Raw genomic sequence first — 16749 nt, 5'->3', positions numbered from 1 at the left:
AGGAGAAACATTATGAATCTGATACAAAAAAGTGTTGAAGTAATAAAAAATAATCAACTTAATTCTGGAATCATTATTGGCAGTCACAAAGCCGGCGCATATAATTGCTGTTTTTTAAAAGACAATAGTTTCAGTGTATATGCCCTGGAGCTTATGGGAGAATATACTGTAGCAGAAAAATACTATGATTGGTCCAGTAAAAAAATAATAGAATTACAATATAAAATCATCAATGCCATAAAAAGGCAGAATAACAATGAAAAACTGTTGAACAGCGATTACTTACATTCTATCTATAATGCCAATGGAATAGAGGATGAACAAAGATCCAACTTTCAACTTGACGGTTATGGAGTATGGCTATGGGGGATATGCCAACATATAAAAAGAACTAATCAGAATAAAGATATTTATATTAAGAGCATCAAGCTTATCGCAGGATACTTACAATGCTTCTGGCAATCACCATGTTTCGGTTGCTGGGAAGAAAAGGATGACAGGATTCACACATCTACACTTGCATGTATATATGGTGGATTGTACGAAGCAAATAGTATCATTACTGAAATAGATTATGAAGAGATTGCAAAAGAAATAAAGTCTTATATTCTGAAAAATTGCGTTATAGATGGTAGACTTTCAAAATATGCCTTCTATGATGATATGGATTCAAGTCTAATATTTTTAGCATTACCATTTCAGGTTTTTGAACTAACTGATGATATAATGATTAAAACTGTAGAAGAGATAGAAAAAAATTTATTAGAAGACGGTGGACTGCATCGTTACACAACGGATTCATATTACGGTGGAGGAAGATGGATAAACCTCACATGTTGGTTAGCTTGGTATTATAGAAAAACAGGAAATATCAATAAAGGGGATAGATTACTGGAATGGGTAGAAAAATGCAGTAATAGTAATGGAGAGTTTCCTGAACAAGTAATTGATAAGGTACTTAACTTTGATTATATAGAAAGATGGAGAGAGCTCTTTGGAGACATAGTTTGTCCATCACTCTGGTCACATGCAATGTATATAATTGCAAAAGTTGATTAAAATTCAGCTTTGCATTTACACTAAACTCTATATTTTGAAGGGGGAACACCCACATATTTTTTAAATAACCTGCTAAAATAGTAAGGGTCTTCAACACCAACCAGATACCCGATTTCCGATACTTTTAGAGAAGTTGAAGCAATTAATTCCTTTGCTTTATTTATTCTGATAATATTCAAATAGTTGAGTATGGAATATCCTGTAATCTTCTGGAATGCTCTATTGAGATAATCATAATTAAGTTCAAACATTTCTTCAATATCACTACTCGTCATCTTTTTCTGATACTCATTATTAATATAATCAATGATATTTTGTACAGTATGATAAACCCTAGGTAAGGGTTTTTCTTGTTCATTGATGATTGTCGTTAGATATTCTCGGCATACTTTAATTAGTATCTCATGTAATTTACAAGAAGTATATATTTTATAATCTTCCATTTTTTTATAATAATCAGTAATACCGTCTTTGATAGTATGGAATAAATTCATTAAAAGCAACTTATTGGAGATATTGAATTGCTTACAAAAAAAAGAAATCGACTCTGTTGGAATATCTTCAGATAAAGGATTGCTTTCTAAGGTAAGGCGACGTTTAAGAATCATGTCATCAATATGCTTTTTATTGGTTGTTGTCAAATCAGAATGCTTGAAATGGATATAATAATAACTGCAAGTAGCTTTTTTATAACCTTTATGTAATTTATTAGGTTCTAACAGGAAAAAGTCACCTTTCCCAAGTATGTATTTTTTGGAGTTCTCCTCAATATACATGGTTCCGCTTTCCATTATGTATAAAACATATTCATTGAGTTGTCGGGCAAAATGACTCCAAGGTTCAACATAGTTCACGTACCCAATATAACGAACTCTAGGAATTATATCTAAATTAATTTGGAATTGCAAATTATCACATCCTATTATTTACATCAACCTATAGTTGAATTGATTGACAAGATAACACAATTCTAAAAATAAAGAGTTAAACAATATATAGACTCAGTATAATTAGAAGTATCAGTAGTTATTATATACTAGATTAAAATAACTTTCAATAAATTGGATATTTTTAGTATTTTAGTTATATTAGATGTAAGTCTGTAATAATGTTTTTATCTGATTCAGTTTTTACAAACAAAAAAAATCTATATTATCGGTTTTACACAAAAAAAGTCGGGATTATACATTCATAATTATTCATAATAGAGATATAATTTGAAGTGTAGTGCAAACGGTTTCGCATAAATGAACAATAGCATAATTATTATAAACCTCTCACTATATAATTTCTATAAAAGCATTCAAAGAATTATACTATCCAACTAATGAAAAAATATATTGAACTAATGATTATTAAAGAAAATTATTCAATATAGTAAGCTATTAAAAATAATAGGGAGGAATTATTAATGAAAAAAGTTATTAGTATTCTATTAGCATTAACAATGTTAGTATCTATCACTGGCTGTACAGGGAAGAAAGAGGAAGTAGACAAAAAAACAAATGGCGAAATTAGTTCAGATGATACTACAAACCAAGAAGATGAGACCTCAGAAGATATATCATCAAAGTATGAAGGACTAGTAAATATTGATGAAGACAGCAATGGAGTTCTTGATTGGCAGGAAAAAGAGATTGACCTTGTATTCGCAATGAAATTCTACGGTACAGAAGATGATCAAAATACTATGTTTTTGAATATAAAAAAATTCATGGAAAAATATCCAAATATAAAAGTAACCAGAGATGCACAGTTCAAGGAACAAATTGATGATTTTGAAGAATTGGAAATACTGACAGCAAGATCAGTTGAAGGAACACTGCCTGATATATTCTACTCACCAATGTCCGCAGAAGTATATGATAGAGAATTAGTTCTTGATTTAACACCATATGTTGAATCTGACAAAGAAGCTGATATGATATCAGAAAATGCAAAAGAATTCATGAAATCCTATGATGGCAAGATTATATATGGTCTGCCTTTTCAATCTGTTGGTAGAATTCCAGTACTTAACCTAAAACTACTAAGAGAAAATAACATCACAATCCCAGGTTATGACTGGACGTACGAAGACTACGAAAAACTACGTGAGGAAGTTGCCAAGCTAACACCTAACAATCCAATATTCCCAGGAATAATAGATTTCTCTGAGATTGGTCCTCATTACTTTGACAGTATCCCAAACGGATGGAAAGGTTACAATGCTGAGACAGGAAAGTTTGATTTCGCTAGCAGTAAAAGGTTCGGAGAATGGTTTGAACTAGTAGCAAAAGAAGGAAAAGAAGGATTACACTTCTATGATTTGACAGAAGAAGAAAGAACAGCAAAATGTGGAAACTTTGGATGGCCATGGGGTGATGGTTTTGAAGCAGTAGGTAATGTATGGCTATATGCTCTTCATGGAGATGTAAATACTCTAATAAAAGAAAGAGAATTAGAGATTGACATCTATCCAATGCCAAAAGCTCCAGAAGGTGGAACAACCTCAATACAGGCTTATTACGATACATTAAGTCTATCAAGAAATTTGGAAGATGATCCAGTAAAAGCAGAAGCTGCATTCCAACTGTTGAAATGGCTTAGTTATGGAGAAGAAGGATTAAAAGCAAAATGGGCATTAATAGATGAATATACTGGGTTGCCAGAAGATGCACCACTTAGGGCAGAAGATAAACTAATGGATTTTATACAAGGATGGCCAGTGACTACCAATCCAGAAGTGCTCAAGTATCATCCACTTGTTAAAGGCTTCCCAGAAGATAGTCAGTTAGCTATTTATAATTTTGAAGCATTCAAAGATGAAGATTTCCAACAGATATTATCTAATCCAGTACCTTATCCAAGAAACATACCTGCTGTAGCAAGAGCTTACGCACAGCTTAATATCTGGGATATTAAAAATCAGATCAAGGATCAAGGTGTAAGATATAGTGATATCGCCGAAGAGTGGGATGAATTAATGAATACATACCTTGATGATTACCTTAGAGAATATAAGAATAAGTAATTGAATCAACTTTCCTAATACTAAAACAAGTACCATACTTGATTTAAGATGGAAAAGTTGAATATTGATTAAAATAATACTGAGGGGCTGTCTTATAATACATTTTAACGTCAATATCAAGGAAAATAGACTAGGTTTAGATTCAAAAATGTATTACACAGTCCCTTCAGTAAACTGTTAGGTGAGAAAAACTATGAAAAAATGGATATTATTGGTTTGTAGTATTTTAGTGGTAACAGGTATTATTACCTTGAATATGCAGAAAGATGGACCAGCTTGTGACGTTCTAGCATCTATTGATTACACAAAAAGTATTGAAGCTGTTGAAGAATATACCAATACTTATACAGGTGAGACTAATTATTACAACATAATCAATGAATGGACCAAGAATAAAATAACTGAATCAGATGAGAGATTTATTATTGACAGTGAGAATACTGAAGGTGGTATTCTATATGATAATAACTTTGGTTACAAGTCTAATGTAAGATACTTGCATCCTGGGGATGACATCACTTTTCAAATAGAAACCGAGAAGGAAAGTCTTTATGAAATCTGGTTGGATTATTATATCATGGACAAAACATATCTAAGACCAGAGATTCAAGTAACTATCAATGATGAAGAACAATTCAATGAAGCTAACAAAATAGAATTACCTATGAATTGGCAGGTAGGTAAGTTAAATGATGAAGAAAAATTTGATCGATATGGTGACGAGTTGATGCCGAAATCAGTTAAGAAGATGATATGGGAAAATAAACCTTTACAAGACCCTAATCATTTTTTTATACAGCCTTTGAAATTCAGATTCAATAAAGGTGTTAATAAGGTAAAACTAACAGTAAATGAGGGATATCTCTTAATAGGTAAAATAAGCATAAAGAATACTCATGAGACTATACCTACATATGAACAATATCTAAAAAAGATTAAAGAAGAAAAACAATCCATACAAAAGATGGTCGTTATTGAGGCTGAAGACATATTCATGAAAAGTCGACAGAGCATTAGAACCAAGTATGTACGAAATCCTAGTATAACACCCTATGCTTATAAAAACAGAGTGCTTAATGTACTTGATGGATACTCATTTGGAGATAGTGGTGATAAGGTAATCTATAAATTCAATATAACAGAAACAGGTTATTATAACGTGGCTGTAAAATATTCTCAAGATACCAATAACGGGTTATCAACCCATAGAAGAATCACCATCGATGATAAAGTTCCATTTAGTGAGCTATCTTATTATGATTTCAGCTATTCCAGTGGTTGGAAAAATGAAACTCTTGCTGATGAAAAAGGAATACCATTTGATATTTTTCTTGAAAAAGGTGAGCACACTTTAGAATTATCTATTGATAACACCAAGGTAAGAGATATCTACCATGAATTAATGAATACACTTGATAGTATTGAAGCTGTTGCAAAAGATATCAAGAAACTAACAGGCGGATTAGTGGATAAAGAAAGAAAATGGAAGATAAATAAATATATGCCTGGTATAAGAACCTATCTACATGGTATATATAACAAGATAAAAATTCAAAAAGCAGCCTTAATCGAATATACAGGTAATAGTGATTTGCCTATCATATCTGAAATAGATATTGCAATGAATCTAATAAAGGATTTCATTGTAGACCCAGAGGATTTACCCCATTATATGTCTAAATTCAATGATGGTGAGTCATCTGCTTATGGACGAATCAATGCTGTATTACCTACATTAGTATACAATCCAATGCATCTTGATAAGATATATATTTATAATGATGAACAATTACCAAGTGCAGAATCAGGATTTATTACTAATACAAAAGAGAATACAAAATCATTCGTTTACTCATTCTTAGATCCAAAATATAACCAATCTGACAAGGTTGATGACAGAACTATAGAAATATGGGTAAACAAATCCAGACTATATGTTGAAATCATGCAAAGGATGATTGATGAGAAGTTCACACCAGAAACAGGAATAAAGGTTAACCTATCCTTACTGCCAGATGAAAACAAAATCATATTATCTAATGCGGCAGAGAACACACCAGACGCTGCCATAGGAATATCACATTCCAAGCCTTTTGAATTTGCACTTCGTGGTATAGTGGAGAATCTTAGAGATTACGAAGGCTTCTATGACCTAGCAGAAGAATTTGATAAATGTGCTTTTATACCTTTTATATATGATAAAGGTGTTTATGCCATACCAGAGACTCAAGATGTCAAACTGTTATTTTATCGTAAAGACATATTGGACTTCTTAGGAGTTAAACCACCAAAGACATGGCAAGATGTTACAGGGCTTGTACCTATACTGAAAAAATATGATATGAATTTCTATACACCACTTGGTTCAGATTCTTCATATAAGGGATTAGATACAACAACCCCATTTATATATGAATTCGGCGGAAGGCTTTATGATGATACGGGAAGCAAAACAATAATCAATGATAAAAAGTCATATGAGGCTTTTGAATTTATGACTGATTTGTTTACAGTATATAACGTACCTATAACAACATCCAACTTTTTTCAGAAGTTCCGTAATGGCAAAACTCCTGTTGGGATAGGTGATGCCAATACATACATTCAGCTGAAATATGCCGCACCAGAATTATCTGGACAATGGGGTATATTACCAATACCAGGTGTGAAAAATGCAGAAGGTGTCATTGAACGTTGGGACCCTACATATGGAACTTCAAGCATTGTGTTCAAAAACAGTACAAAGAAACAATTGAGCTGGAAATTCATAAAATGGTGGTCAAGTGCTGATATACAAAGAGATTTCTCCTATGCCATTCAATCTACATTAGGAGATAAATTCTTATATATGACTGCGAATATAGAAGGGTTCAAAAAAAGTGCATGGCCTTCTGACTCCAAGAAAGTGATACTTGAACAATGGAAATGGATTCAAACAACAGGTAAGGTGCCTGGAGATTATATGCTGGAAAGAGAGTTAAGCAATGCATGGAACAAAGTAGTCTTTGATGGAGAAAATCCGAGAATTGCATTAGATGAAGCTGTAGCAACAATAAATCGGGAACTAGAGAGAAAACTGAAGGAATTTGGATATATTGTAGATGGAAAGCTTGTCAAAGAATATGTTGTACCAGATATACATAATGTAGAGAAGTGGGTGAGACAGAATGAAGAGTAATAATAAGGAATTGATGTCTTTTAAGAAGAGATTAGGAAATGTAAAAGAGTCACCTTATATTTTTATATTACCATATGCAGTGTTATTCATTATGCTGATTGTATTACCCGTATTGGTTGCGATAGGATTATCTTTTACTTATTTTAATACAATAGAGATACCAAAATTCATAGGGTTCAAGAACTATGTAGACCTGTTGACTGGCGATTCTGTATTTCTTCAGCATGGAGTATCCAATACAATAATGTATTCCTTGATTGTTGGACCTGTAGGTTATATGCTAGCTTTTTTCTTGGCATGGATGCTTTCCCAAGTACCTCATAGGGTAAGAACGATCTATACGGTTATCATCTATTCACCATCCATAACAGGTCCTATAATGATGTCCGTTGTATGGAAAGTCATCTTCAGTGGTGACCAAACAGGTTATCTCAACTATTGGTTGATGAGATTGCAGATAATAAATGAGCCAGTGCAATGGCTCCAGTCTCCTGAACATCTTATGCCCATAATGATCTTTATAGGATTATGGGGAAGCATGGGAGTAGGATTCCTTGCAATGTTAGCAGGTCTTTTGAATATTGATAAGACTTTATATGAAGCGGCTTATATTGATGGTATTCGTAATAGATGGCAGGAAGTATTCTATATCACAATACCTTCCATGAAACCACAAATGCTATTTGGTGCTGTTATGGCGATTATTGGTACATTCAATGCATCTGGACTGGCGGCAACATTAAGCGGAGGAACACCACCCCCTCAATATGCAGGCTGGATGATTGTTGACCATGCCAATGATTTTGGGTTTATCCGTTATGAGATGGGATATGCATCCGCTATAACTGTAGTACTATTGTTAATCGTTATTATCTTCAACAAAATCAGTTACAAACTGTTTGGAGAAGATAAATAGAACTAAAATAAACTGTGAGGTGAAAAAATGGCGAATATAGGAATGAAATTCAATCCCCAAAAGTTCCATCGTAATCAAATACGTTTTCATATAATCTTAATTATATTATCAATCTTTATGGCGTTGCCTATTGTATTTATTATTAATAATGCTTTTAAACCTTTTACAGAACTATTTGCATACCCACCTAGATTCTTTGTAAAAAAGCCGACTCTGGAGAATTTCAGGCTACTATTTAATTTTTCTGCTGAATCAGGTATACCAGCATCAAGATACCTATTCAATAGTATCATTGTGACAGTAAGTGTTATTCTATTAACACTTTTGATTAGTTCCTGTGCAGCATTTGCGTTGTCGAAATTAGAGTTCAAAGGAAAGGTGACATTCAATAAAATCAATACTTTGGCTCTAATGTTTGTGCCTGTAGCAGTAGCTATACCAAGATTCTTGATTATCGTCAACATAGGAATATTCAATACATACTTGGCACATATCATACCATTATTAGCTATGCCCATAGGTATCTTTTTATTGAAACAGTTCATAGACCAGCTGCCAGATGAATTATTGGAAGCAGCTAAGATTGATGGAGCAGGGAAATGGAAGATATACTTTCGAATAGTTCTTCCTCTAATCAAACCGCCTCTTGTAACAGTGGCAATTCTGACTTTTCAAGCCAGTTGGGCTAACGTAGAGGGGTCCAATATTTTTGTTGATCGTGAAGCATTGAGAACATTACCATTTTATATGAACACCTTAGTATCCGGGTCGGGAAATATTGTAGCAGGAGCAGGAATGTCAGCTGTCGCGGCACTCATAATGTTCGTACCTAACCTGGTACTATTTATAATTCTACAGAATAAGGTCATGGATTCCATGGCACATACGGGGATAAAAAATTGAGAAATCTTAAAAATATATTTTTAATGTTAATAATGGTAATGTTCTTCAATGTTCTAACAGTAAATGCTGAAGCTCCATATAATACGTATACCAGTGATAAGGACGGTTACATAAACAGAACACAAACAGCGTATACACCAATGAATAAAATTACTACAATCAATAATGAAAAACTGAAAACGCCTGAACATGTATTTGTTGATAAAGAGGATTATATCTATATAACAGACAGCGGACACAACAAAATCTTTATTCTTAATAAAGATTATAAGTTCTACAAAGAATTGGCAAGTGATAAATTTGGAGCTGTAAAAAGTACATTTGTAACAGAAGATAAGATATATGTAGTAGACAGTTACAATAGCACAATATTTGTATTTGATAAAAATAGCCTAGAATTACTACAGGAAATAGGAGAACCTGATTCACCTATATTCAAGGAAGGATACAAATTCAGACCTACCAATATAGCAGTAGATATTAGAGGCAATATATATGTTAGAAGTACAGGTTCCATTCATGGTTTGATGATGTTAAATCGTGAAGGGGAATTCTTAACTTTTTTTGGTGCCAATCCACTTAAGGTACCTATAGTTGATAAGATAAGGTCATATTTCTTGACTGAAAAGCAAGAAGAGAAATTGGAAAAAGTATTTCCGGATGTACCAACCAATCTTGCTATTGATGGAAAAGGATTCATCTATACTGTTACTTCCTCAATAAAATCTAATCCGGTAAAAAAATTCAATATATCAGGTACCAATTATTTTCCTAATGACATGGTAGGTATCTATTCGATGGAGAGTGTTTGGGTTGGACAGTATAACAATGTTTTCACTGTAAGTTCAGAAGGATGGGTATTCGAATACGATTCAACAGGAAACCTGTTATTCTTATACGGTGGAAAAGATTTTAGTTCCAGTCGTCTAGGATTGCTTAATCGCCCAATAAGTATTGCCACCAACTCTATGGATGATGTAATAATCATTGACCAAGGTACAAAACTTATTCAGACCTATAGAGCTACAGAATTCACTAATGCAGTCCATAAAGCAATGCTTGAATATCAAGAGGGTAATTATGAAGAGAGCGAGGATTTATGGTCATATACTCTCAAATATAATTCAATATTCGATAATGCTCATGTTGGACTTGGTGATGCATACCTTCGAAATGATAGATATGAATTGGCTTATGATGAATATTATGATGCTAGATACAACAGCGGAATCTCAAAAGCATTCTGGGAAATTCGTCAAGTTTGGCTTGAAAACAATCTAAACATAGTATTAATAATATTACTGATTCTTTTGGTAATCAGATTTATATTAAAACTGCTGAATAAAAAAACAAACTTTTCTACTAAGATCAGTAAAAAAGCGGGTATTGTAAAAAAAGTCAAGATTATTGATGATATGGCTTTTGTATTTGAATTCCTTAAACATCCCTTAGATGGATTCTATAAAATAAAGATGGAAAAGAGAGTTTCAAAAGTATCCTCAACAATAATCTATCTATTAGTTATTGCAAGCTATATTGCCCACAAAAAATGGACCAATGTATTATTTGTATCTGACGGAAGATATTTTATTGGATATAAACTGTTCGTTATCATTTTTGTAGCTGTGTTATGGATTGTTTCTAATTATTTGATTTGCAGTATTAATGATGGAGAGGGAAGTATCAGCAATGTCTATAATGCCACTGCTTATGCTTTAACCCCAATCATCGTAATAATGCCTTTTGTAATAGCAATCAGTAATGTATTGACCCTTGAACAGGCAGTATTCTATAGGCTTCCTATTGATTTGATAATCATATGGGTACTATTCTTGATGTTTTTCATGATAAAGGATATACATAACTTTGAAGTAGGAGAAACCTGTTTAGTTATTTTGAGAAGTATATTCACTATGCTGATTATCGCACTATTTTTATTCGTACTTTATTCATTAGGAAACCAAATTTATAGTTTCCTACATGAAATCATAAGAGAGGTGATTACTCGATGAAAAACAAAAAGATAAAACACATCTTTGCTTATTTGGTTATAGGAGTACTTCTACTATTAGCAGTAAAAAAATGTTTCGAGAAAGCACCTGACAGGATCAGCATGGAAACATATAATTATACTGACGTCATAGTGAATGATGAAGAAGTCATGAAACAGGTAGATGAATATGATTCTACTATACCTGATACTTTCAAGAGAGTTGCCGAGAATGATCAACTAGAGTTATTTCTAGATAAAGAAAGTATAGCTATAGCAGTGAGAAACAAGGTAAATGGTTATACATGGTATTCATATGATGTTGACATGAACATGGAAGAAAAAAAATTAAGTAAAGAAATGACTAATTATATGAAATCAGGTATATCCGTCATAACTTATGATAAATTCACACCTGGTAGGAGAACCGTTCTTGATGAGGACGTAAATAAAACATACCAAAAAAGAGAAAACGGATTCACAGTAACCATTGATTTTATACAGCCAAAGATTAAGTTTGATTTCATCGTTGAGATTAAGGGTGGAGATTTGATAACTTCAATTCCTAGAGAAAGTATAGAGGAATATAACGATAAGCTGTGGACACCTGGCAATGATGATGTATCTATAAATGAAATAGTAGTATATCCTTTCCTAGGTTCAACTACAGAAAAAGAGGATGGCTATATAGTTATACCAGATGGTTCAGGTGCTATCATCAGATTAGACGAAACACCTAAGTATGCAACAGGATATGTAGCACCTGTATACGGAAAAGATTTGGGTTATGCTAATACACTTAGTTTCGGTTCAGAATCATTTTCAGTCAAACCTCTAGAAAGTGTTGTATTGCCCATATATGGCATAATTCATGATGAAAATGATACTGGTGTTCTGGTTATCGCAGAAAGTGGAGCAAGTTATGCGACCTATAATTATGTATCAAAGAATGTATCAACTAAGTATTATCAATCCTATTTCACATATAACTATAGAACAACTTATTCTCAGTTCCAAAGCAGAATTGATGAAGAACAGCATGTTCTAGGCTTTCAGGAAGAACCTAATAAATTTGACTTAGTACAACGTTATGTTTTCCTTAATGGAGATAAGGCAGATTATGTCGGTGTAGCAAAAGAATATAGGGATTTCCTGACAAAACAATATGGATTTACTAAGAAAGAGAAGAACAAAAAAGATAAAATCCCTCTAAAAATTGATTTCATCAACAACGAAGTAGAGATGGGGACATTCAATCTAGAAAATGTAAAAGCCACCTCCTATAATCAAGCCAAAGATATAGTCAAATCTTTCATTGATAAAGGAGACACTAATCTGAATGTTACCTTCAAGACCTACTTACTTGATAAACAAGCATACAGATTCCAAGTATTCAAAGAATTAGGAGGAAAAAAAGATTTTAAATCAGTACTTAACTATTTCAAAGACAATGATGTGAAATTCAACTATTACATGAACTATGCCAGAACCAATCATAAAAAGACTAAATTTACCGCCAGTAAAATGAGCAGACAAGACCTTAGTGTGAGAAATGATAAATCACAAGTATACAACTACCTTAACGATCCAAAATACTTTATGGATTTTGCAAAAAGTGATATGAATAATCTAAGAAAATATCATATTGATTCCTTAGCATTTGATGGTTTTACTGGAAGCTTGTTTACACATTATGATAAAGGAACCATCGGTTATAGTAATGAAGGTATGAAATATATAAAAAACCTGATGACCTATTTTAATGACAATAACATAGAAACCAATATATATAGAGGGGATGCTTATCTTTACCCATACATGACAGATTATTATGAAACACCTATATGTTCATCTAATCTCATGTTCATAGATAGAACAATACCTTTGGTATCCCTTGTGGCAAGCGGAAATATGGATATGTACTCACCCTACATGAATTTCTCATCCAACGATGATGAAGCTATTCTAAAGTTAATAGAGTATGGTGTATATCCAGCTTTCATACTAACAGGTGAGCCTACATATAGCATCAAATACTCTAATTCATCCAATGTATACGTATCACAGAACAAGTATCTTGAAGAGAGAATAGATAACTATTATGACAAAGTTAATGATGCACTAAATCATGTCATAGGAAGTGAACTGATTAATCATACGTATATTGATGATAATGTTGTTATGACAGAATACGCAAATGGTAAAAAAATCATTATCAACTATAATGACTCAGATTATATCTATAAGGATATAACCATTAAGGGAAAAGGATTCGTGGTCATATGAAAAGAGAAAAAAAGATTATTGGAAAAAGAAAATTGAATATGCGTCAAAAGCGGGGCTTGACAGGGCTTTGCTTCATAAGTCCATGGATTGTAGGTTTTCTTGCTTTTGTTGCATATCCCTTATATAAAACCATTTTCATGAGCTTTAATAATGTCTATTATGGTAACAAGACAGGTTGGGAATACGAATGGATAGGCTTAGAAAATTTCAGGCGTATACTTCTAGAGGATATTGATTTTGTCATAGAGGCTCAAGACTTTTTCTTGACCACATTACTGTATGTACCAGTCATCATAGCCTTATCAATTATTATTGCTATGCTTCTTAATCAAAAAGTAAAAGGAACTGCTTTCTTCAGATTATTGTTCTTCTTACCAATCATCATCTTGAACGGTGAGTTGATGAAAAACATGAGCGAATATGGTGGAATGTCAATAAATCTCAACGAAATGATAGTGGACGGTATTTCAATGATTGTCCCTAACAAAAGCATTACTATGGGTATCATACTGATCTTCAATATGATAATACAATTACTCTGGTACAGCGCTGTACCTATTCTCATTTTTCTTGCAGCCCTCCAGAAGATTGATAGGAGCGTATATGAAGCATCAGCCATTGACGGGGCATCCTCATGGAGTACATTCTGGAAGATTACTTTACCTAACATCTATCCACTTGTTAGTGTAGTTGTCATCTTCATTGTTGTATTCCTCGCCAACTTTGAAACCAATCCTATCAATAAAATAATAATGGAATCAAAATATGATGGTTCCAGAAGAGAAGGTTATGCATCAGCACTATCCATATTATACTCATTCCTTCAAGTAATTTTGATAAGTATTCTATACTTTATCACCAAAAGCAGAAAAAACAGCAAGGAGGTATCTTAATGTATAACAAAATAGAAGCTAACTATAATAAAACAAAAAAATTCCTATTCGGTATGAAAAACAATGACGGCTTCATCTACAAACTATGCGTATATTTCATACTTATAGTATTCGGCTTTGTATTTCTATACCCCCTTATATACATGCTATCAATAAGCTTGATGTCCAATCTTGATTTAGTTGATAACACAGTTAAATGGATACCCTCAAAACTATATACCTTCAATTACAAAATGACCTGGAAAGCACTTAATCTACCTTACTCCTACTTAACAACAACTATGCTAGCAGGACTATCAATGCTATGTGTAGCCGTTTCCTCAGGCATAGTCGGATACGGTCTAGCAAGGTTCAATTTCAAAGGTAAGAAGCTAGTACTAGTATTGATGCTATTTACATTCATCGTACCCAAAACTCTATTCTTCATACCTAGATTCCAGATATATTCGGCACTTGGACTAAAAGGCAATCTTGGAGCCATATTAGTTCCAGCATTGACTGGACAGGGAGAGCAGGCAGCCCTCTTCATACTGATTTTTTATCAGTTCTTCAAAATGATACCAAAATCCTTAGAAGAAGCAGCCTTCATCGATGGAGCAGGACCATTCAGAACCTTCATAAAAATAGCAGTCCCCATGGCAGGTCCAGCACTAATAATCGTATGCGTATACAGTTTCTCACTATACTGGAACGAAACATTCTTAACATCTCTCTATCTTGATGGTAAGATAAAAACAGTACCTATGCTACTAGGTAACTTACAAAATAATTTCGGGCAAGTAGTCTCACAGAGCGTTAAAGGAGACTTCAGCAGAAACCCAAACCTAAACTTCACAGAAGCCAAAATATTCGCAGGAACCATCCTATCAATAATCCCCCTTGCAGCCTTTTACCTAATTATACAAAGATGGTTCGTAGAAAGCATCGACAAAACCGGCATCACAGGAGAATGATGTCTATACAAAACATCATACATATTATTATCTCAACTTTCCCACCTTTAATTTAATACAAGTAAATTAAGGGTTATAGGTTTGGTTTACAGAATAAAAAGATAGAAGAAACACCTATATTTTTATTCTGTAAAGCCTTTTAATTAGCTTACCTGTATAATATATTGAAGTGGGAAAGTTGAGTTAATATCTTCCACTCAATTAAGAGTGCCCAAATACACTAAAAACCATATATAGTGATAATAACGACCTTTTACGGCTTGTTGTCATACCCTATAAACAGATAAAAACAACAAACGTAATGAGAGTTATTATCACTATATATGGTTCTACTCATAACCGTTGTCTTTTTTTCAACACTCTCTATTCATAATATTCCAATTAAACATATAATAATTTTTTTTATAACAAAATACATATTGACATTTGTAGCGAATTGTTGTAAATTAAATGTAACGGATTACATAAGACTTTACATAAGCTTACAACATATAAAACACATAATATATGTAAACAATTACAATGATTATTAGGAGGTTAGATATGCCAACTATACAAGAGGTGGCTAAAAAAGCAGGAGTATCTGTGGCTACAGTTTCTAGAGTATTGAATGATAATGGACCAGTCTCATCCAATACCAGAAAAAAAGTTCAAGGAGTAATTGACGAACTCAACTACCAACCTAATCTATTAGGAAGAAACCTAAGAAGATCAGAGACTAGAATGATATTAGTATTACTACAAAACATTTCCAACCCATTTTATTCCAAGATAGTAAAAGGGATGGAAGATACAGCTCATGAAAACGGATATAATGTATTGATCTGTAACACTAATACAGATATAGATCTGGAAAGCATATATTTGGATTTCCTTAAAAACAAGCTGGTAGATGGAGTCATCTTCACTTGTACTGCCATGGTTACCGAAGAATTCAATAAATTAGCTAAATACTATCCTGTTGTATTATGTAATGAATATAATAAGGACATAAAAGCTCCTATTGTAACTATTGATAATGAAATTGCAGGTTATGAAGCAACATCCCATCTTATAAAGTTGGGACACAAAAAGATTGGAATGATATCCGTTAATAATGTAGGCTCATCATATGATAGAATGAAAGGCTATATGAGAGCTATTGAAGAAGCAGGTTTAGAAGTTAATGAAGATTACATTGTTTATCATACATTTTCATATAAAGGTGGAATGAGAGGAATCAAACAACTATTTGAATTAGATGAGCCACCTACAGCTGTATTTTGTATATCAGACTTAATAGCAGTGGGAGCCATCAAAGAATTGAAGAGCAAGGGACTCAGAGTTCCTAATGATGTAGCTATTGTAGGATTTGACAACAATAGTATTGCACCTATGTATGATCCATCCATCACAACTATTGCTCAGCCTAGATATGATATTGGTAAAAAAACAATGGAAATCATGTTACAAAGGATTAAAGGTAATGAAAATAATAATCATATAGTAAAACTAGAGCATGATCTTATTATTCGAGAATCAACTTTACCATCAGTTGATTAATAAGTCTATGAAGATA

General features: G+C 32.9%; 11 protein-coding genes. 10 read left to right on the top strand and 1 reads right to left on the bottom strand.

The window, feature by feature from the left end; translation table 11 throughout:
- The first annotated feature begins 12 nt into the window (after positions 1 to 12).
- Positions 13 to 1059: a glycoside hydrolase family 15 protein gene (locus tag HYG85_RS08205; protein ID WP_212693081.1), complete on the top strand. Its 1047-nt coding sequence runs from the start codon at positions 13 to 15 to the stop codon at positions 1057 to 1059.
- Between the two features lie 20 nt (positions 1060 to 1079).
- Here HYG85_RS08205 and HYG85_RS08200 read toward each other — a convergent pair whose 3' ends face one another.
- Complete coding sequence (locus HYG85_RS08200; RefSeq protein ID WP_113672473.1) at positions 1080 to 1967, bottom strand: AraC family transcriptional regulator; 888 nt, start codon at positions 1965 to 1967, stop codon at positions 1080 to 1082.
- A gap of 503 nt (positions 1968 to 2470) precedes the next feature.
- Between HYG85_RS08200 and HYG85_RS08195 the strand changes: the two genes are divergently transcribed.
- From HYG85_RS08195 to HYG85_RS08155, 9 genes are all read left to right on the top strand, one after another.
- On the top strand, positions 2471 to 4072 hold the full coding sequence (locus HYG85_RS08195) for an ABC transporter substrate-binding protein (protein ID WP_212693080.1): 1602 nt from the start codon (positions 2471 to 2473) through the stop codon (positions 4070 to 4072).
- A gap of 193 nt (positions 4073 to 4265) precedes the next feature.
- Complete coding sequence (locus HYG85_RS08190; RefSeq protein ID WP_212693079.1) at positions 4266 to 7250, top strand: extracellular solute-binding protein; 2985 nt, start codon at positions 4266 to 4268, stop codon at positions 7248 to 7250.
- Positions 7240 to 8166, top strand: coding sequence for a carbohydrate ABC transporter permease (locus HYG85_RS08185; RefSeq protein ID WP_113672469.1), 927 nt, complete (start codon positions 7240 to 7242; stop codon positions 8164 to 8166). Before HYG85_RS08190 ends, HYG85_RS08185 begins: the two co-directional genes overlap by 11 nt.
- A 27-nt stretch (positions 8167 to 8193) precedes the next feature.
- Positions 8194 to 9069: a carbohydrate ABC transporter permease gene (locus HYG85_RS08180; protein WP_212693078.1), complete on the top strand. Its 876-nt coding sequence runs from the start codon at positions 8194 to 8196 to the stop codon at positions 9067 to 9069.
- Positions 9066 to 11081 (top strand): YIP1 family protein, encoded by a 2016-nt coding sequence (locus HYG85_RS08175; RefSeq protein ID WP_212693077.1) that lies wholly within the window; start codon positions 9066 to 9068, stop codon positions 11079 to 11081. The genes HYG85_RS08180 and HYG85_RS08175 overlap by 4 nt, the downstream gene beginning before the upstream one ends.
- On the top strand, positions 11078 to 13345 hold the full coding sequence (locus HYG85_RS08170) for a DUF5696 domain-containing protein (protein WP_212693076.1): 2268 nt from the start codon (positions 11078 to 11080) through the stop codon (positions 13343 to 13345). Before HYG85_RS08175 ends, HYG85_RS08170 begins: the two co-directional genes overlap by 4 nt.
- Positions 13342 to 14238 (top strand): carbohydrate ABC transporter permease, encoded by an 897-nt coding sequence (locus tag HYG85_RS08165; protein WP_212693075.1) that lies wholly within the window; start codon positions 13342 to 13344, stop codon positions 14236 to 14238. The genes HYG85_RS08170 and HYG85_RS08165 overlap by 4 nt, the downstream gene beginning before the upstream one ends.
- Positions 14238 to 15191, top strand: coding sequence for a carbohydrate ABC transporter permease (locus HYG85_RS08160; RefSeq protein ID WP_212693074.1), 954 nt, complete (start codon positions 14238 to 14240; stop codon positions 15189 to 15191). The genes HYG85_RS08165 and HYG85_RS08160 overlap by 1 nt, the downstream gene beginning before the upstream one ends.
- Before the next feature lie 543 nt (positions 15192 to 15734).
- A complete protein-coding gene (locus HYG85_RS08155; protein WP_212693073.1) occupies positions 15735 to 16733 on the top strand; it encodes a LacI family DNA-binding transcriptional regulator in 999 nt (332 codons plus the stop codon).
- The last annotated feature ends 16 nt before the right edge of the window (positions 16734 to 16749 follow it).

This window comes from Vallitalea guaymasensis, assembly GCF_018141425.1.
Lineage (GTDB): Bacteria > Bacillota > Clostridia > Lachnospirales > Vallitaleaceae > Vallitalea > Vallitalea guaymasensis.
This window is presented reverse-complemented; position numbering and strand designations above follow the sequence as displayed.